At 73.3% G+C, this 17,032-nt stretch carries 15 protein-coding genes; 7 read left to right on the forward strand and 8 right to left on the reverse strand.

Annotated elements, in window-relative coordinates:
- Positions 1-91: 91 nt before the first annotated feature.
- Positions 92-979, reverse strand: a complete 888-nt coding sequence (locus tag HNR23_RS07895) for a F510_1955 family glycosylhydrolase (protein ID WP_184074771.1) — start codon at positions 977-979, stop codon at positions 92-94.
- Between the two features lie 64 nt (positions 980-1,043).
- Positions 1,044-1,496, reverse strand: coding sequence for a DUF6153 family protein (locus HNR23_RS07900; RefSeq protein ID WP_184074772.1), 453 nt, complete (start codon positions 1,494-1,496; stop codon positions 1,044-1,046).
- A 193-nt stretch (positions 1,497-1,689) separates the two neighbouring features.
- Here HNR23_RS07900 and HNR23_RS07905 point away from each other — a divergent pair, with 193 nt between their 5' ends.
- Positions 1,690-2,961 (forward strand): GTP-binding protein, encoded by a 1,272-nt coding sequence (locus tag HNR23_RS07905; RefSeq protein WP_184074773.1) that lies wholly within the window; start codon positions 1,690-1,692, stop codon positions 2,959-2,961.
- Positions 2,962-2,972: 11 nt separating this feature from the next.
- Here HNR23_RS07905 and HNR23_RS07910 read toward each other — a convergent pair whose 3' ends face one another.
- Positions 2,973-4,319 carry an MFS transporter gene (locus HNR23_RS07910; protein ID WP_221308060.1) on the reverse strand — a complete coding sequence of 449 codons (1,347 nt, stop codon included), beginning with the start codon at positions 4,317-4,319 and terminating at the stop codon, positions 2,973-2,975.
- A gap of 182 nt (positions 4,320-4,501) precedes the next feature.
- Between HNR23_RS07910 and HNR23_RS07915 the strand changes: the two genes are divergently transcribed.
- Positions 4,502-5,161 (forward strand): TetR family transcriptional regulator, encoded by a 660-nt coding sequence (locus HNR23_RS07915; protein WP_184074774.1) that lies wholly within the window; start codon positions 4,502-4,504, stop codon positions 5,159-5,161.
- Between the two features lie 25 nt (positions 5,162-5,186).
- Here HNR23_RS07915 and HNR23_RS07920 read toward each other — a convergent pair whose 3' ends face one another.
- The gene (locus HNR23_RS07920; RefSeq protein ID WP_246422012.1) at positions 5,187-6,710 is read right to left on the reverse strand and encodes a PucR family transcriptional regulator; all 1,524 of its coding nucleotides are present in this window, start codon (positions 6,708-6,710) and stop codon (positions 5,187-5,189) included.
- 154 nt (positions 6,711-6,864) lie between these two features.
- Here HNR23_RS07920 and speB point away from each other — a divergent pair, with 154 nt between their 5' ends.
- Positions 6,865-7,830: an agmatinase gene (gene speB / locus HNR23_RS07925; protein ID WP_184074775.1), complete on the forward strand. Its 966-nt coding sequence runs from the start codon at positions 6,865-6,867 to the stop codon at positions 7,828-7,830.
- A gap of 88 nt (positions 7,831-7,918) precedes the next feature.
- Here speB and HNR23_RS07930 read toward each other — a convergent pair whose 3' ends face one another.
- On the reverse strand, positions 7,919-8,875 hold the full coding sequence (locus tag HNR23_RS07930) for a bile acid:sodium symporter family protein (protein WP_184080065.1): 957 nt from the start codon (positions 8,873-8,875) through the stop codon (positions 7,919-7,921).
- A 238-nt stretch (positions 8,876-9,113) separates the two neighbouring features.
- On the opposite strand from HNR23_RS07930, the gene HNR23_RS07935 reads away from it, so the two are divergent.
- Positions 9,114-10,622 (forward strand): amidase, encoded by a 1,509-nt coding sequence (locus HNR23_RS07935; protein WP_184074776.1) that lies wholly within the window; start codon positions 9,114-9,116, stop codon positions 10,620-10,622.
- A gap of 69 nt (positions 10,623-10,691) precedes the next feature.
- On the opposite strand, the gene HNR23_RS07940 is transcribed toward HNR23_RS07935, so the two are convergent.
- Positions 10,692-11,648: an AraC family transcriptional regulator gene (locus HNR23_RS07940; protein WP_343070469.1), complete on the reverse strand. Its 957-nt coding sequence runs from the start codon at positions 11,646-11,648 to the stop codon at positions 10,692-10,694.
- Positions 11,649-11,730: 82 nt separating this feature from the next.
- On the opposite strand from HNR23_RS07940, the gene HNR23_RS07945 reads away from it, so the two are divergent.
- A complete protein-coding gene (locus HNR23_RS07945) occupies positions 11,731-12,579 on the forward strand; it encodes an NAD(P)H-binding protein (protein WP_184074778.1) in 849 nt (282 codons plus the stop codon).
- 62 nt (positions 12,580-12,641) lie between these two features.
- On the opposite strand, the gene HNR23_RS07950 is transcribed toward HNR23_RS07945, so the two are convergent.
- Entirely contained in the window at positions 12,642-13,250 is a 609-nt protein-coding gene (locus HNR23_RS07950; protein ID WP_184074779.1) for a hypothetical protein, read from the reverse strand.
- Between the two features lie 399 nt (positions 13,251-13,649).
- Between HNR23_RS07950 and HNR23_RS07955 the strand changes: the two genes are divergently transcribed.
- The gene (locus HNR23_RS07955) at positions 13,650-14,207 is read left to right on the forward strand and encodes a DinB family protein (RefSeq protein ID WP_184074780.1); all 558 of its coding nucleotides are present in this window, start codon (positions 13,650-13,652) and stop codon (positions 14,205-14,207) included.
- A gap of 160 nt (positions 14,208-14,367) precedes the next feature.
- Here the strand turns inward: HNR23_RS07955 and HNR23_RS07960 are convergent, their stop codons facing one another.
- Positions 14,368-15,642, reverse strand: a complete 1,275-nt coding sequence (locus HNR23_RS07960; RefSeq protein WP_184074781.1) for an FAD-dependent monooxygenase — start codon at positions 15,640-15,642, stop codon at positions 14,368-14,370.
- 306 nt (positions 15,643-15,948) lie between these two features.
- Here HNR23_RS07960 and HNR23_RS07965 point away from each other — a divergent pair, with 306 nt between their 5' ends.
- On the forward strand, positions 15,949-16,968 hold the full coding sequence (locus HNR23_RS07965; RefSeq protein WP_343070470.1) for a DsbA family protein: 1,020 nt from the start codon (positions 15,949-15,951) through the stop codon (positions 16,966-16,968).
- Positions 16,969-17,032 lie beyond the last annotated feature (64 nt).

A 17,032-nucleotide genomic window follows, 5' to 3' on the forward strand; every position in this document is an offset into this window, starting at 1 on the left:
CGGTGATCGATCCGGTTCACCGGGCGGGGGTGTGGCGGCGCTCACCCCTGCCGGGGGCGCCGCCACCGCGGTCGGCCGTGGTGGGCCGACGTCAGTCGGCGGGCAGCCGGGGCGCGCCGAAGGTCGCGCCCTCGTCGTGGGAGACCACGAGGACGCCGTGGACGACGGCGGCGATGTGGTCGGGCGTGGCATGGAAGGCTTCAGGGGCGCCTTGGGCCGATCCGAGTTCGCTCCAGGTCCGCCCGGCGTCGTCGCTGCGGTGGACGCCGCCGGTGGGGTCGATTCCCAGGACGGTGTCGTCGGCGGACCAGTCGACCAGCATGAGCGGCGGGGCGCCGTCGACGGTGGTGAAGGTCTCGCCGCCGTCGGTGGAGCGGCGCACGCCTTCCTGCGTGGTGGCCACGACGGTGGTGGCGTCGTCGTCGGTGGCGAGGGAGATCGCGGCGACATCGGGGGCGAGTTCGCGCCACTTCTCGCCGTCGTCGGTGGCCACAAGGGCGCCGTCGAAGCCGATGACGGTGTCCTCGGTGGCGGTGAGGGCGTGGAAGTCGGACTGGCCCGCACGGGAGAGGGTGGTCCAGGTCTTGCCGCCGTCGGTGGATTCCAGAAGGCCGACGGGGTTGGGCAGGTCCTGGGTGCCGGTGCCGGGGTGGCCGCTGGCCACGAGCCGGTCGCGGCCGGCCTCGGCCAGGCCCATGTAGTCCATGACCGGGCCGATCAGCTCGGCTTCGACGTCGTCGTCGGCGCCGGTGACCCGGTAGATGCCGTAGTGGGTGCCCAGCAGCAGGCCCCCGCTGTCGGGGTCGGAGACGATGCCGTGCACGTGCGCGGTCTCTTCGGGCAGGAGGAAGCCGTCGACGGGGGTGCCGTCGGCGCCGTCGGGGGCGGCGTCCTCGGCCGCGGGGCCGCAGGCGGTGACCAGGAGTGCGGAGGCGAGAAGCGCCGCGGGGCCGAGCAGGCGCTGTGTGGTGGTGTACATGGTGGCGTGTACCGCTTTCGTCGATCGGTGGTTCTGTTCCGGGTCCGTGGGTGGGGGACCGGTATTAGATCCGCAGGATCGACAGTTCGGCCAGGTCGGGGGGTGGGGAGGGGCCGATGGTGTGGGCGGGCGGCAGGCCGGTGGCGGGGGGTGCGGGCGGCGGCAGGAGGATGTCGGGTGCCGGGGCGGGGGCGGGCAGCGGCAGGGCGGTGGGGGCGGTGAGGCAGCCGCCGTTGTCGGAGGAGTCGCAGGTGCCGGAGGAGGTTGTGCCGGTGCCGTGTCCTGCGCCGTGGGATGCGGGTACGGCGGAGGCGGTGGTGTGTGGGTGGGGGCCGGTGTCGGCGCCGTGTGGCGCGGCGGCCGCGGACGGCGCGGCGGGTGCGGCGTGGACGGCGTGCTGGGGGAGCAGGAGCTCGTGGTGGGCCGCGAAGACGACGGCCATGAGCGCGGCGAGGATGCCCAGGGCCAGGTGGGCAGGGTGGACGCGGCCGCGGGCCCGTCCCCCGGTCCTCGTCATGGCACCCCGCATTCCCGGCCGTCGTGTCGGCACCGCGGTGGGGCGCCGTTCCTCATCCTAGGGGGAGGGGCGCCGCGCAGGTCGGCGGATGGGGGCGAAGGCAGGTGCGCGGCGCCGGGTTCGACAGGGCCGCATGGGTGGTGCTAGAAACACGGTCGTAAATGAAAACCGTTTTCGATCTGGGGGTGCCCCCATGGAATCCGCGCCCGCGACCGTCGGCGGCGCAGCCGCAGCGCTCCCGGTCACCGTCCTGTCCGGTTTCCTCGGTTCCGGCAAGACCACGCTGCTCAACCACGTCCTGCACAACCGGGTGGGGCTGCGCGTCGCCGTGATCGTCAACGACATGAGCGAGGTCAACATCGACGCCGGGCTGGTGCGGGGTGGCGGCGCGCTGTCGCGCACCCGGGAGCGGCTCGTCGAGATGACCAACGGGTGCATCTGCTGCACCCTGCGCGACGACCTGCTCGTGGAGGTCGACCGGCTGGCCCGGGAGGGCCGCTTCGACCACCTCCTCATCGAGTCCAGCGGCATCTCCGAGCCGATGCCGGTCGCCGCGACCTTCGCGTTCGCCGATGAGAACGGGGACAGCCTGCTCGACCGCGCCCGCATCGACACCATGGTCTCCGTCGTCGACGCGGCCGACTTCCTGCGCGAGCTCGACCGCGGCGACGACCTCACCGCCCGCGGGCTGGACGCCTACGAGGGGGACGAGCGCACCGTCAGCGACCTCCTCATCGACCAGGTCGAGTTCGCCGACGTGCTGGTGGTCAACAAGGCCGACCTCGTCGGGCCCGCGGAACTGGACCGGGTCGAGGCGGCGCTGCGGCGGCTCAACCCGCCGGCCAGGGTGGTGCGTACCGAGTACGGCCGCATCGACCCGCGGCTCATCGTGGGGGCCGACCTGTTCGACCTGGAGCGTGCGTCCCGTGCGCCCGGCTGGGCCGCCGAACTCAACGGCGACCACGTCCCCGAGACCGAGGAGTACGGCATCTCCAGCGTGGTGCTGCGCTCCGAGCGGCCGTTCCACCCCGGCCGCCTGTGGGAGCTGGTCGAAACCGGGCTGGACTCGGGCACCTACGGCACCGTCCTGCGGTCCAAGGGCTTCTTCTGGCTCGCCACCCGCGCCGAGGTCACCGGACTGTGGTCGCAGGCCGGGCCGGTGGTGCGGTTCGAGCCCTCGGGTGTGTGGGACCCGGCCGACGGCCCCCGGGTCGGCTACCGCCCTGAGGACCTGGAGGGCGCCGAGAGCGTGCCCCCGCGCCAGGAACTCGTCTTCATCGGCACCGGGCTGCGCGGCGACGCCCTGCTGCAGGCGCTTCGGGACTGCCTGCTCACCGACGCCGAGATGGCCCTGCCTTGGGGCCGCCTGCCCGACCCCTTCCCCGAGTGGGATATCCGCGGCCTGCACTCCCACTCCCACTCCCACGATCACGACCACGCCCTCCACCTGCCCGGTGCGGGCTGAGCCGCCGACGGTCAGCGCCCTGCGGAGCGGTCCTCGCCCCCAGCCGTCCCGGCCCGCCGCCGCTCCCGGACCTGCTCGGGCGTCTCGGGGATCTTGACCACCGCGATCAGCGACACGATCCCCAGCAGCACCATGTAGGCCGACACCGACAGCGTGGTGCCGGTGGACTCCGTCAGCGCCGCCGAGGCGAACGGTGCGAAGCCGCCGCCCAGGATCGCGCCGAGAGCGTAGGCGAACGACGCGCCGCTGTAGCGCACCCTGGCCGGGAACAGCTCCGCGTACAGCGCCGCCTGCGGCCCGTAGGTCAGGCCGAGCCCGACCGCCAGCATCAGCACCGCGGCCAGCATCATCGGGACCGCGGCGGTGTCCAGCAGCAGGAAGAACGGGAAGGCCCACAGGATCAGCCACACCGAGCCCAGGAGATAGACGGGGCGCCGCCCCACCGCGTCCGAGCGCCAGGCCGCCCACATGGTGGTCGCCATCCACAGCAGCGCTCCGGCCACGATGACCAGCAGCATCGTGTTCTCCGCGACGCCGAGCCGGGTGGTGGCGTGGATGAGGACGAATCCGAGGAGCACGTAGCCCATGCCGTTGTTGGCGACGAACACGCCGATGGCGACGAGGAACGGGCGGGGGTGGTGGCGCAGCATCTCGGCGATGGGCCGCCGGGAGCGCTGGGCGCGCTGTTTGAGTTCGGTGAACTCGGGGGACTCGTCGACCCGCAGCCGGATGAACAGTCCCACGACGATGAGCACCGCGCTGAACAGGAACGGGATGCGCCAGCCCCACGACTGGAACTGCTCGGCCGTCGTCGCGCTGGTGACCAGGAAGAACGCGCCGTTGGCCAGGACGAGCCCGGCCGGGGCGCCCAGCTGCGGGAACGCGCCGAACAGGCCGCGCCGGTGGACGGGCGCGTGCTCGACGGCCATGAGCGCCGCCCCGCCCCACTCGCCGCCCGCGCTCAGACCCTGCAGCAGCCGGAAGACCACCAGCAGGACCGGTGCGGCCAGGCCGATCTGGGCGTAGGTGGGCAGGAGGCCGACGCCGACCGTCGCCACACCCATGAGCAGCAGGGCCAGCACCAGCATGGCGCGGCGGCCGATGCGGTCGCCGAAGTGGCCCATCAGGACGCCGCCCAGCGGTCGTGCCACGAAGCTGACGCCGATGGTGGTGACCGCCGTCAGGCTCGCGGCCGCGGGTGACAGCGCGGTGAAGAACTGCGACCCGAAGACCAGCTGGGCTGCGGTGGCGTAGATGAAGAAGTCGTACCACTCGATCGTGGTGCCGATGAAGCTCGCCCCGGCCACGCGGCGGACCTGCGACCCCGGCCCGGTCTCCCCGGTGGTGCGTTGTGCCAACGTCGTCCCCGTTCCCAGTGAGATGGAGCTGCGGGTCGGATCCGCGGTGATTGTAAATGTGGCACGGAACACCAACAAGGGGGGCTTTCAGTCCGTCGCAGAGCGTAACGGCACGTCGATGGCGGTATGTGGTGATCGTCCGTATCCGGGTGGCTTTCAGGGGCCTCGGTAGGGTCGGAGACGTGGTCAGCAAACAGCGGCGGTTGCCGCGTCAGGTCAGAGAACAGCAGGTGATCGACGCCGCCGTCCAGGTGTTCTCGCGCGTCGGCTACCACACGGCCAGCGTCGAGGAAATAGCCGAGGCGGCCGGAATATCCAAGCCCATGGTCTACATCTATCTGGGCTCCAAGGAAGGGCTGTTCACCGCCTGCATCCACCGCGAGGCCGACCGGCTCGTCGAGGCGGTGCGCTCCGCGCTGCGGAGCGACGCCACACCCGAGCAGCGCCTATGGGAGGGGCTGCGCGCGTTCTTCCGGTTCGTCGCCGGCCACCGCGAGAGCTGGAAGGTCCTCTACCAGCAGGCCCGCAGCCAGGGCGAACCCTTCTCCAAGGAGGTCGCCCAGGCGCGCTGCCGCGTCATGGACGAGATCACCGCGCTGGTGGTCTCCGGTACCGAGCTGCCCGACGGCGGACGGATCATCTCCACCGAGGATGCCGAGCTCCTCGCCCGCATCGCGGCGGGCGCCGCCGACGCACTCACCGACTGGTTGCTGGAGCACCCCCGGGAGACGCCGGAGGACCTGACGATGCGCGTCATGGAGATCGCCCGCATCGGAGCCCACCGCTACTACCGCCCGGGGGCGGCGGGCCCCGGAATCGTCCGCCCCCGGACGGGGAGCTGACCGGGGCGGCCCCGAACGGGGCCGGTCAGCGCGGCGCCTCCCACCGGGTCAGGGCGAACCACAGGCGCATCCGCTGCTCGGGGTCGGCGAGGTCGGCGCCGAGGTCGCGCTCGATACGGCCGATGCGGTACCGCACGCTGTTGCGGTGGGAGCCCACCTCTGCGGCGGTTCGGTCCCAGCTGCCGTGGTGGGCGAGCCAGGCCCGCAGGGTCGCGCGTAGGCCGCGCGCGTCCTCGGTGTCGGCGCCCAGCGGGCCCAGGATGGCGCGGGCCGCGGCGCGGGCGCGCTCAGGGTCGATCGCGTCGGCCAGCGGGTCGGGCCCCTGGGGCCACAGCAGCGGCGCGCCCGCCGCCGCGGCCCGCGTCAGGAGGGTGGCGGCCCTGCGGTCGGCGCCGGCCAGCCCAGCGGGCGCGACCGGGTCGCTCAGCGCCGCCAGCCACCCCGCGCGGTGCAGCCGCTCCAGCTCGGCGCGGTGCGCCTCGGGGTCGCCGAGGTCGGCGAGCACGGCGCGCAGCTCGCCCTCTCCCGCGTCCACCAGCTCCGTCCCGGCCACGGCCGCCGGCGCCGCACCGGGAGGTGCCGGCCGCCGCCCGGTCCACCGGGCGCGTAGGACGCGGAAGGTGTCGGCGGGCACCCCCTCCTCGGCGTCCCCGGCCAGGTCGGCGAGCAGGGCGGCGAGCTCCGCGCCGGGTTCGGGGTCGAGCAGGAGGCGGGTGATGATGCGGCCCGGTGTGCGGACGGCGGGGGAGCGGCCGTGGGCGAGCAGGCCGAGCAGGGCCACCGCGGTGCCCAGCACAGCCCGGTCGGTGGGGTCGAGCGGGGCGGGCCGCCCGACGACCAGGACCTCGCCGGCGCCGGTCGGGCCCCCGACGGCGTGCAGGAACACCTCGTCGCCGCCTAGCCGGGCCTTGGCGCTGCGCGGCCCGCCCGGCCGCCGCACCTTCTCGACCAGGTCGACCACGTCGTCGCTGAGGGGCGGGACGTCTCCGGCGCGGGCGATCACCCAACCGGCGGCCAGGGCCGTCCAGCAGCCCAGGGCCCGCGCCAGCGTGGCCACCACCCGCTCCACCGGCGCGGCGCCGGTGACCGCGCGTGCCAGTGCCCGGTGCGCCTCACCCAGGCGGCGCAGGTCCTGGACGTGCAGCTCCTCCAGGGCCTCGCCGACCGCCTGGCTCACCGCGACGAACGGCGTCTGGCGCGGCACCTCCAGCAGGGCGAGCCCCTGGGCGCGGCACTCCTCGGCCAGGGGCGGGGGCAGGCGGTCGTGGACGGGGGTCACGCCGAAGCCGAGCGCGGCGACTCCGGCCCGCTTCAGCCCGGCCACATACGCGCGCACGTCCTCGGGCCGGGTGGACATGTTGACCCCCGCGGTCAGCAGCAGTTCGGCCCCGCGCAGGTAGGGCACGGGGTCGGGCAGCTCGCTGACCAGCGCCCAGCGCACCTGCGGCGCGTCGTTCGGCGCCCCGACCACGGTGCGCAGGTCCAAATCGCGGCGTTCGGCGACGGTGCGCAGCGGGACCGTGCGCGGGGAGGGGCGGTGGGGCATCATACGGGTCAACAGTGCGATCCAACCATGCGTGAGAATAAAACTGGACGGATCGTCCATTTCCTCGCAGCTTATCCGGTGTCTACGGTGCTCCCAGCGCACCGGCCGCCACCGGCCGGTGCCGCAGCACCCAGGGGAAACGAGGAAGACGAGGACCATGACCGCTCCGATCGGACCCACCGACTCCAGCCGAGTGCCGCGCTTCGCGGGCCCGGCCACCTTCGCCCGGCTGCCCCGCATCGACGAGGTCGAGCACGCCGACATCGCGGTCGTCGGTGTCCCGTTCGACACCGGAGTGTCCTACCGGCCCGGAGCCCGCTTCGGCCCGTCCGCCATCCGGGAGGCCAGCCGCCTGCTGCGCCCCTACAACCCGGGCCTGGACGTCGCCCCGTTCGCCGAACTGCAGGTCGCCGACGGCGGGGACATCGCGGTCAACCCCTTCTCCATCGGGGATGCCGTCGAGACCATCGAGGACGCGGCCCAGGCGTTCGCCAAGGCCGGCACCCGCCTGGTCACCCTCGGTGGCGACCACACCATCGCGCTGCCGCTGCTGCGCTCGCTGTACCGCCGACACGGCCCCATCGCGATGCTGCACTTCGACGCGCACCTGGACACCTGGGACACCTACTTCGGCGAGCCCTACACCCACGGCACCCCGTTCCGGCGCGCCGTGGAGGAGGGGATCCTCGACACCGAGGCGATCTCGCACGTCGGCACGCGCGGCCCGCTGTACGGCAAGAAGGACCTGGAGGACGACCGCCGCTTCGGGTTCGGCATCGTCACCTCCGCCGATGTGATGCGCAAGGGCGTCGACGAGATCACCGACGCGCTGCGCCAGCGCATCGGCTCCCGCCCGCTGTACGTCTCGGTCGACATCGACGTGCTCGACCCCGCGCACGCCCCGGGCACCGGCACGCCCGAGGCCGGCGGGTTGACCAGCCGCGAGCTCCTGGAGATCCTGCGCGGCCTGGCCGACTGCAACCTCGTGGGCGCCGACGTCGTCGAGGTCGCCCCCGCCTACGACCACGCGCAGATCACCGCGACGGCCGCCTCGCACGTCGCCTACGACCTGGTCAGCGTGCTGGCGCTGGAGCGGTCCCGCGGCGGGCACTCCTCCGCCTGACCGCCGCTGCCGGGCCGTCCGCCGCAGAGGAGGGGCGGGCAGCCCGGCAGCACGGCCCTCGGGCGGGGCTGCCCCGTGCGGCTCGGCCTCAGGGCGCGGCGGTCGGCTCCTTGTCGCGGCCGGTGGCCGGCCGCGCCCACACCGTGGCGATGAGCGAGCCGGACATGTTGTGCCAGACCGAGAACAGCGCGCCGGGCAGGGCGGCCAGCGGCGCGAAGTGCGCGGCGGCCAGGGCCACGGCCAGGCCGGAGTTCTGCATGCCGACCTCGATGCTCACCGCGCGCCGCGCCGATTCGGGCAGCCCGGTGGCGCGGCCCGCTGCATAGCCCAGGGCCAGGCCCAGCGCGTTGTGCAGGACGACCGCGAGCCCCAGCAGGGCGCCGGTGGCCAGGACCGCCTCGGCGTTGGCGCCGACGATGGCCATGACCACCACCGCGATCCCGCCGACCGAGACCACCGGCAGCAGCGGCAGCACCCGCTCCACCAGCGGCCCGGCCACCGCCCGCACGACGAGCCCGGCGACCACGGGGCCGAGCACCACCTGCAGGATCGAGGTGACCAGGGCGGCGGCGTCCACCGGCAGCGACGACCCGGCAAGCCACAGCACCAGCAGCGGGGTGAGGAAGGGCGCCAGCAGGGTCGAGACCGACGTCATGGCCACCGACAGCGCCACGTCCCCGCGCGCCAGGTAGACGATCACATTGGACGCGGTCCCGCCCGGGCAGGCGCCGACCAGCACCATCCCGACCACCAGCAGCGGCGGGAGCTGCAGCAGCACCGCGATGCCGTACCCGGCCAGCGGCATGACCAGGAACTGCGCGGCGATGCCGATGAGGACGGCCTGCGGACGCTTCGCCACGATCGCGAAGTCGGCGGCCCGCAGGGTGAGCCCCATCCCGAACATGATCACCCCGAGCAGCACGGTGATCCCGGGCGCCAACCGCGCCGCCTGCTCGGGCACCACCAGCCCGGCCACCGCGCCGAGCAGGATCAACACCGCGAACCACCGCCCGGCGAACGCGCCGATCCGCGCCATGAGGGCCATGTTTCCGTCCTTCCTGCATGTCATGTCGGAGCAGGATCGCAGAGGCGGGTTCGGGAGACGACGCCGGGCCGCCCCCCATTTCCGATACATCCTCCATTGCGACAATGTCCATGGGTATGGTTGTTCGTCCCGGTCGGCCCCGCCGGACCGGAGCCACCAGCGCGGAGGTCGCGATGGAGAACAGCCATGGCAGGAAGGCATAGTAGAACTCGTTGCACCCGGGTGCTAGCGTCCCGTCATGAGAGTCGATGAGTACCTGGCGCACGACGCCGTCGGCCTGGCGGCACTGGTCCGCGACGGCGAAGTCTCGGCCGCAGACGTCCTGGAGGCCGCGATCTCCCGGGCCGAGGAGGTCGACCCTCGCCTCAACGCGATCATCCGGCCCATGTACGAGGAGGCGCGCCGCCGCGCCGCCACCGCCCCCGCCGACGCGCCGCTGGCCGGGGTCCCGTTCCTGCTCAAGGACCTCTTCCAGGACTACGCCGGGGTGCCCACGTCCATGGCCTGCCGGGCCATGCGCGACATCCCCGCCCCCGCCCACGCCGAGGTCGTCCGCCGCTGGCTGGACGCCGGGCTGATCCCCTTCGGCAAGACCAACCTCCCCGAGTTCGGCGCCAAGGGCGTCACCGAGCCCCGCGAGTTCGGCCCCACCCGCAACCCCTGGAACCTCGCCCGCACCCCCGGAGGCTCCTCCGGCGGGTCGGCCGCGGCCGTCGCCGCCGGGATCGTCCCCGCCGCAGGGGCCAACGACGGCGGCGGCTCGATCCGCATCCCCGCCGCCTGCTGCGGGCTGGTCGGCCTCAAGCCCGGCCGCGGACGGGTCCCCTTCGGCCCTGCCGCCGGCGAGCCCATGCACGGCGCCGCCGTCAACGGCGTCGTCACCCGCACCGTGCGGGACAGCGCCGTCCTCCTCGACGCCATGGCCGGGCCTGAGCCCACCTCCCCCTATCCCATCGCCCCGCCCGAGCGCCCCTACGCCGACGAGGTCGCCCGCGACGCCGGGCGGCTGCGCATCGGGTTCACCCACCGCTCCCCGCTGGGCACCCGGGTGCACCCCGAAGCCGCCACCGCCGTCCGCAACGCGGCCGGACTGCTGGAGAAGCTCGGCCACGACGTCGAGGAGGCCGAACCGGGCATCGACGGCCGCGCCCTCACCGAGGACTTCCTGACCCTGTGGTACGGCTCGGTGGCGGCCCTCGTCGACGACATCAAGGCGCGCACCGGGTGCGGTGACGACGCCTTCGAACCCGACACCCACATGCTGGCGGCCATGGGCCGGTCGATGGACGCCTCGGTCTACGTGCGCTGCCACGAGCACTGGAACGAGCACATCCGCGCGCTGGCCGACTTCCACGGCCGCTACGACCTCCTGCTCACGCCGACCATCGCCGGACCGCCCATCCCCATCGGCCGCCTCGACCCGCCCGCCTGGCTGCGCGCCGCCGAACGCGCGCTCGTGCGCACCCGCACCGACCGGATCGTCGCCATGACCGGACTGGTCACCACCGAGGTGATGCACAACCTCACCGCCACCCCCTTCACCCTGCTGGCCAACCTCACCGGCGCCCCGGCGATCTCGCTGCCCCTGCACTGGACCCCCGACGGGCTCCCCCTCGGCGTGCAGTTCGTCGCCCCCGCCGGCGGCGAGGGCCTGCTGCTGCGCCTGGCCGCCCGCCTGGAAGAAGCCCATCCCTGGGCCCAGCGCAGGCCGTCGGCCGTCCCGTTCCCCGCACCCGCGGCGTCCTAACGGAGGCCGCAGCCCGCACCTCGCCCGCCGCCCCCGCGAGGGGCGGCGCGGTGGACCGGCCCTGAACCCTCAGCCCGTGGCCGCCGCCACGGGCGCGGCCGCCGCGCGGTACTCCGACGGGCGCACACCGTAGGCCCGCTTGAAGGCCGTGCTCAGCGCGAAGGCGTCGGCGTACCCGACCCGGCGGGCGACGGCGCCGACCGTGTCACGCGTCCCGCGCAGCAGGTCGGCGGCCACGGCCATGCGCCACCCCGTCAGATACGCCATGGGCGGTTCCCCCACGAGGTCGGCGAAGCGGCGGGCGAAGGCCGCACGGGAGGCGCCGCTGCGCTCCGCGAGCCCGGCCACGGTCCACGGGCTCGCGGGGGCGTCGTGCATGAGCCGCAGGGCCGTTCCCACCACCGGGTCACCCATCGCCCGGTACCAACCGGGCACCCGTGTGGCGTCCCGGGCGAACCAGTCGCGCAGCGTCGACACCAGGAGCAGGTCGAGCAGCCGGTCCAGCACGACCTGCCGCCCGGGCTCCTGCCGCGCCAACTCGTCGAGGATGAGGCCCGCCTCCGCGCACGGGCTCCCGTCGCAGTCGAGCACGACCAGCGGGGGCAGAACCGCCAGCACCCGCGCTGCGACCTCGCCCGCCACCTGGTACCCGCACATCAGGAAAGCGTCTCTGCCGTCGGGATCGGTGCCCCACGTGTAGTCGTCCAGGCGGCAGCCTTCGCCGATCGGCACGCCGTCGGGGCCGACGCACACCTCGGTGCCGTGGACGGTGACGCTGGTCGGTGTGTCCGGTGCGTCGGAGATGCCGAACGGGGCTCCCCCGATGAGCACGGCGGCGTCGCCGACGTCGATCGGCACCGGGTCGCCCCCTTCGGGAGTGATCCACCCCCGCCCCCGCACCATGCTGACCAGGGTGACCGGGGTTCCGTCGAGGAATCGCAGCGACCATGGCGGATCCATGATCGAGCGGGTGAACACGGCGCTGCGCGCCCGGACTTCGTGCAGGAGGGTCGAGAGTACGTCCACGCCGCAGATCTTAGACGCTCGAACATCATTTGTGGACGGACAGCCATGGATCGTCTCGCTGCTCTCCGGTGGAATGACACCCATGACAACGAACACCGACACGACCCGACCGACGACCCTGGTCCTGGGCGCCACCGGCAAGACCGGCCGCCGCGTCGCCGCCGCGCTGCGCGAGCGCGGCCTGCCGGTGCGCGCGGCGTCCCGCTCGGCCGCGTTCCGCTTCGACTGGGACGACCGGGGCACCTGGGGGCCCGCGCTCGACGGCGCGAGCGCCGTCTACCTGGTGGACTCCCAGCGGCCCGACGCGGCCGACACCGTGGGCGACTTCTCACGGCTCGCCGCGGAGCGCGGAGTCCGCCGCCTGGTGCTGCTGTCCGCCCGCGAGGACGGAGACGCCGCCGCGACCCTGCCGGCGACCGAAAGCGCGGTCAAGGAGTCCGGCGTCCCGTGGACGATCCTGCGGCCGGGCTGGTTCTCGCAGAACTTCACCGAGTCCGACTTCCTCCACGACTCCATCGTGGAGGGCGAGGTCCGGCTCCCGACCGGAACCGGCCTCGAACCGTTCATCGACGCCGACGACATCGCCGCGGTGGCGGTGGCGGCCCTCACCGAGGACGGACACGCCGGCCAGACCTACGAGCTGTCCGGACCGCGGCTGCTGACCTTCGAGGAGGCGGTGGGCGAGATCGCACGGGCCACCGGGCGCGATATCCGGTTCGTTCCGGTGTCAGTGGAGGAATACGTGCGGTCCATGACCGCACGCGGCTACCCCGCCGAGATCGCCCGCTTCCTGGGCGAACTGTTCGACTGGGTCGGGCAGAAGAAGCACGAGTACCTCTCCGACGGCGTGCGGCGCGCCCTCGGCCGCGAACCGCGTGACTTCAGCGAGTACGTGAAGTCCGCGGCGGCCGCCGGTGCCTGGAACGCCTGACCGCCGACCCCGCGGTACCCGATGGCGGGGCGCCGTACCGGGGGCGCCCCGCGGCCTGCCTCCTACTCCTGGTCGGTGCCCTGGGCGCCCTCCACGGTGATGCTGTGGGCGACGCCCGGCCGGGTGCCGTCCTCGGGGGTGACGCACGGGGTGTCGAAGGGGCCGAGGATCGGCGCGTCGATCCGGATCACCACGTCGCCGGGGGTGAGGTCGACCGTCCCGGCCCCGGCGACGGTGAAGTCGCCGGTGAACGGCCGCAGTTCGATGACGTCGCCGCCGCGGATCCGGTCGGCGGTGGCCCCGGGGGAGGCGAGCTCGGCGGACCCGCCCGCGGAGCCCGCGATGTCCAGGGTCCCGGTGACGGCGCTGCCCCGGAGCCCACCGACGAGGTTGACGATGCCCGGCGCCCGCTGGGGCGGGTCGAGTGTTGCGGTGGCCTGCAGAGCGACGGTGGCGCCGGGCGCGGCCGTCGCGGGGCCGGTCAGCTCCACGGTCACCTCGGCGTCGAACGGCGGGAAGTGGTCGTGGTACTGCTCGGGCGGGGTGCAGCGGAAGTCGTAGGTGGTCGTCCCGGCGTAGGCCGCGGTGGGGGCGGCCAGCAGGGCTCCGGCGGCGGTGAGCGCGAGGACGGCGGCGGAGGCGGTCGGGCGTCTGCGGGGTGTCGTCTCCATGGCGGTGCTCCCAGGTGGCGGGGGATGAGCGCAGGGGCTCGCTGTCGGGGAACGCCGCACGCGGCCGACCACGGTCGCGCCTACCGAAAAGGGGCCGAGTGCGGTGGGGGTGATCGCGCCCGGTAGTGGTGGGGATGGGGAGGCGTGGGGGGAGAACAAGGGGTCGCTGACACTGGGTGAGGGCCACTTGCTCACTTCGTCTATATCTCAACCAGATCCGGGCAGGGACGTCAACGGGGGAAACCGCGAAAACCGGAAAGTCAGTGAACCGTCCTGCCCGGTCGCGTGCGCCGCCGTGGCCCTGCGTATCTCTCGATCCGGGCTGACGACGACTGACGGCCGCCCGAACCGCGGAGAACGCGTTGAACGGGGGGAGCGTGTGCTGCCAGACTTGGTCGGATGACCGGTGGAGGAACGGCGCGCGCAGGGCTCCTGGTCCGGCAGTTCGACATCGCGCGGGCGCTCATGGGCCACCACCTTGGGCGCATCGACGGCGCCGCGTGCCTGTGGCAGCCCGCTCCGGGCAGTTGGACCGTGCGCCCGGACGGACGCGGCCGGTGGGTCGCCGACTGGCAGGTGCCGGAGCCGGACCCCGCGCCGACGGTGACGATCGGGTGGCTGACCTGGCACCTGGGTTTCTGGTGGACGATCACGCTCGCCCACTGCTTCGGGACGGGGGCCGCCCCGGAACGCGAAGAGATCGGCTGGCCGGGCAGCGCTGCGGCCACGGCCGAGTGGATCCTCGGCCTGGAAGCCCGGTGGCGCGCCGGACTGCTGCGGCTCGACGATACCGACCTCGACTCCACGGAGCGGACCGCCGCCCTGCCGTGGGGCGACGGCCGGACCCTGGCCGACGTGGCGGCCTGGGTCAACGTCGAGCTGACCAAGAACATCGCCGAGATCGGCATCGTGCACCACCTCTACCGAGCGCGGCTCGCCGCCGCGCCGCGGGAATAGGTGCGGCCGGGGCCGCGCGCCGTCTTCCACCTCGGCGCTCTTCCCGAGGCCGACACCCTCCGGAAGCCGGACGAATCCGCTGCCGTGATCGCCCGGTTCCGCGGCTGAGGCGCGGCCTTCGCAGAGGCGGACAGCGCTGTACGCGCCGATCCGGGTGCCGCTACTCGCCCTCCCCGCGTGCCGGGCGGCCGTGATAGGCGGGGGACTCGTAATCCGGCAGGGTGTGTCCCTCCACGGGGTCCCACTGACCGCGGCGCAGTCCGAGGCGGGCGGAGATGCGGCTGTAGGCCTCCATCGACCGAATCGCCTGCTCCCGCACCCAGACCCCGGCCCGACCCGACCGCGGTGCGAAGAACGAGGTGCTGAAGTTCGCTATCTCCTGGCCTCCCGGGACGATGCCGCGCATCTTCTCCTCATAGGCACCGAACGCGGCCGTGTGGTCGCCGTCGGCTTCCCTGAGCTCCCCGGCCAGGATGTGCGCGCCCGCCAGGCCCAAGCTGCTGCCGTAGCCGGCCATCGGGTCCGGGCAGTAGCCGGCGTCCCCGACCAGCGCCACCCGGCCCCGGCACAGGGAATCCATGCGGATCTGGGTCGAGGGGGAGAAGTGGAAGTCGCGGGAGTCCCGCATGGCCCGCAGCAGCCCCGGGACCTCCCAGCCGTCCTCGCGGAAGATCCTGTCGACGAACCGCATCCGCTCCTCGCGGCTCAGCGAGCGCACATCCAGCGGACGCGTGCTCCTGATCAGGAACATCCCCTCCAGTTCGGTGTTGCCCGGGAACGTGGTGATGGCGCAGCCCCGGTAGGGCCAGACGTGCCACAACCCGGAGTCGCGGAGGCCGAGGTAGTTGTCGACGGTGAAGATGACGAGGTTGGTGCCGAGGAAGTGGGCGAAGCGGCCGCTGTCGCCGAACACCAGCGAACGCACGTTGGAGTGCAGGCCGTCGGCCCCGATCACCAGGTCGAACCGGCGGGGCGCGGCATTCTCGAAGGTGACGTCCACGCCGTCGGCACTCTGGCGGACCGCCTCGATGGAGTCGTCGAAGATGTACTCGACCTCGCCCTTGACCTGCTGGTACAGAATCCCGGACAGTGGTCCGCGCTTGATGGCCACCTCGTCGCCGGGCGCCGCGGGACCGGATCCGGCCGTCGGATCGGACTGGAGGAAGGTGATGTCCGTGGGGCGGTTTCCGGGGCCCGTGTACAGCTTCACCGAGGGCGCGGGTCCTCCGGCGGCCCGCACCTGCTGCGTGATACCGAGGTAGTCGAAGGCCTCCAGGCCGATTCCGGACATCTCGATGCGCTGCCCGCCGGTCCGGATCTCCGGTGCGCGTTCCACGATGGTCGGCGTGAAGCCGAACCGGTGCAGCCAGTAGGCAAGGGCGGGCCCGGCGATCCCGCCGCCGGATATGAGGATTTCTCTGTTCCGCAGTGTCATGCTCGCCTCCACGGGGAGTCGGGGGGTGGGTGGTTCCGCGCCGCTCGTGTGACCGAGCGTAGGCGGCGACGCTAACAGAGCCCTTACCGCCGGCCGTCCGGCGGCCGACATAACGGCCACCGCGGTCGTTCGACGACATAGGGTGATCTACCGTCGACGCGCGTGGGCGATGTCGACCGTTGACGCACACGACGTTCGGAAAGGCGAGTGCCCGGATTGACCTTCCCTCCCAACAGCGGTGGCGCCCCCCGGCCGTACCCCGGTGGACCGCACCCCCACGCCCAGCCCCCGCAGGGCCCACCTCCGGTGCCCCACCCACCCGGGTACCCCGTCTACCCGGGCACCGGCGCCCCTGCAGGGGACGGGCCGTCTCCCGGCGGAAGGAAGCCGAAGACCGGCCTCATCGTGGCCGCCGTCGTCTCCGGTGTACTGGCCGTGGCCCTGGTCGCGGTGGTCGCCGTCGTGGCACTCGGCGGTGGCGGCGGCGAGGGCACGGCGGGCACCGGGGCCGCGCAGGAGGACACCGCCGACGGTACGGCCGAGGATGACGCCGGGCCCGGCCGCGGTGACGGTGGGGAGCGCCTGCAGGACGACGGCAGCGTCGTGGTCGCGGCGAACGGTGCGGACGCCCCGGTCGTGGAGGTCTACGCGGACTACCAGTGCCCGGCCTGCAAGCAGTTCGAGACCGCGGCCGGCAGCACCCTGCAGCGGTTGGCGGCCGACGGCGAGGCGATCGTGCACTACCGGCCGGTGAGCATCTTCTCCCAGCAGCCCGCACCGATCAGCGGCAACTCGCTGCGCGCCGCCGCCGCGGCGCGGGCCGCGGCCGACCACGGCAAGTACGTGGAGTTCAGCGGGTTCCTGTTCGACAACCAGCCGGCCGAGGGGAGAGCCGGGTTCGCGGTGGACGACCTGGTGTCCTGGGGCGGGGATGTCGGCATCGACGACCCGGCCTTCGCCGAGCGGGTGGCGGCCGAGAGCAAGGTCGTCGACACCTACACCGGCGACTACACCAGGGAACTGATGAACAAGGCCCAGGACGAGCTGGGCACGAACGAGCTGTCCACCATGACCGCCGGCGAGCTCATCGCGTGGGGCGACGGCAACGGCGTGGACGGCTCCTTCATGGACGGCACCTACGTCAAGGAGACCCTGGAAGCCACCAACGCCGCCTCCGCCCGCTACTCGGGGAGTGACAAGTTCGAGGGCACCCCGTCGATCTACATCAACGGAAGCAAACTGGGCAACGAGGCGTTCGACCCCCGTCAGCTCAAGAAGGCGATCCTCGACGCGTCGCCCGGAGAAGCGGACACCGACCCGGCATGACCGGGGCAAAGGGGAGGGGCGCTGTGCCCTTCCCCTCGATGCCGCTCCCCTCGATGCCGCTCCC

The organism is Nocardiopsis mwathae (assembly GCF_014201195.1).
Lineage (GTDB): Bacteria > Actinomycetota > Actinomycetes > Streptosporangiales > Streptosporangiaceae > Nocardiopsis_C > Nocardiopsis_C mwathae.

Bases quoted from the DNA above. Each gene is read 5' to 3' on its own strand.
- HNR23_RS07905 (WP_184074773.1), top strand. From the start codon at position 1,690: ATGGAATCCGCGCCCGCGACCGTCGGCGGCGCAGCCGCAGCGCTCCCG.
- HNR23_RS07960 (WP_184074781.1), bottom strand. From the start codon at position 15,642: ATGACACTGCGGAACAGAGAAATCCTCATATCCGGCGGCGGGATCGCC.
- HNR23_RS07900 (WP_184074772.1), bottom strand. From the start codon at position 1,496: ATGACGAGGACCGGGGGACGGGCCCGCGGCCGCGTCCACCCTGCCCAC.
- HNR23_RS07895 (WP_184074771.1), bottom strand. From the start codon at position 979: ATGTACACCACCACACAGCGCCTGCTCGGCCCCGCGGCGCTTCTCGCC.
- HNR23_RS07955 (WP_184074780.1), top strand. From the start codon at position 13,650: ATGACCGGTGGAGGAACGGCGCGCGCAGGGCTCCTGGTCCGGCAGTTC.
- HNR23_RS07935 (WP_184074776.1), top strand. From the start codon at position 9,114: ATGAGAGTCGATGAGTACCTGGCGCACGACGCCGTCGGCCTGGCGGCA.
- speB (WP_184074775.1), top strand. From the start codon at position 6,865: ATGACCGCTCCGATCGGACCCACCGACTCCAGCCGAGTGCCGCGCTTC.
- HNR23_RS07930 (WP_184080065.1), bottom strand. From the start codon at position 8,875: ATGGCCCTCATGGCGCGGATCGGCGCGTTCGCCGGGCGGTGGTTCGCG.
- HNR23_RS07945 (WP_184074778.1), top strand. From the start codon at position 11,731: ATGACAACGAACACCGACACGACCCGACCGACGACCCTGGTCCTGGGC.
- HNR23_RS07950 (WP_184074779.1), bottom strand. From the start codon at position 13,250: ATGGAGACGACACCCCGCAGACGCCCGACCGCCTCCGCCGCCGTCCTC.
- HNR23_RS07920 (WP_246422012.1), bottom strand. From the start codon at position 6,710: ATGATGCCCCACCGCCCCTCCCCGCGCACGGTCCCGCTGCGCACCGTC.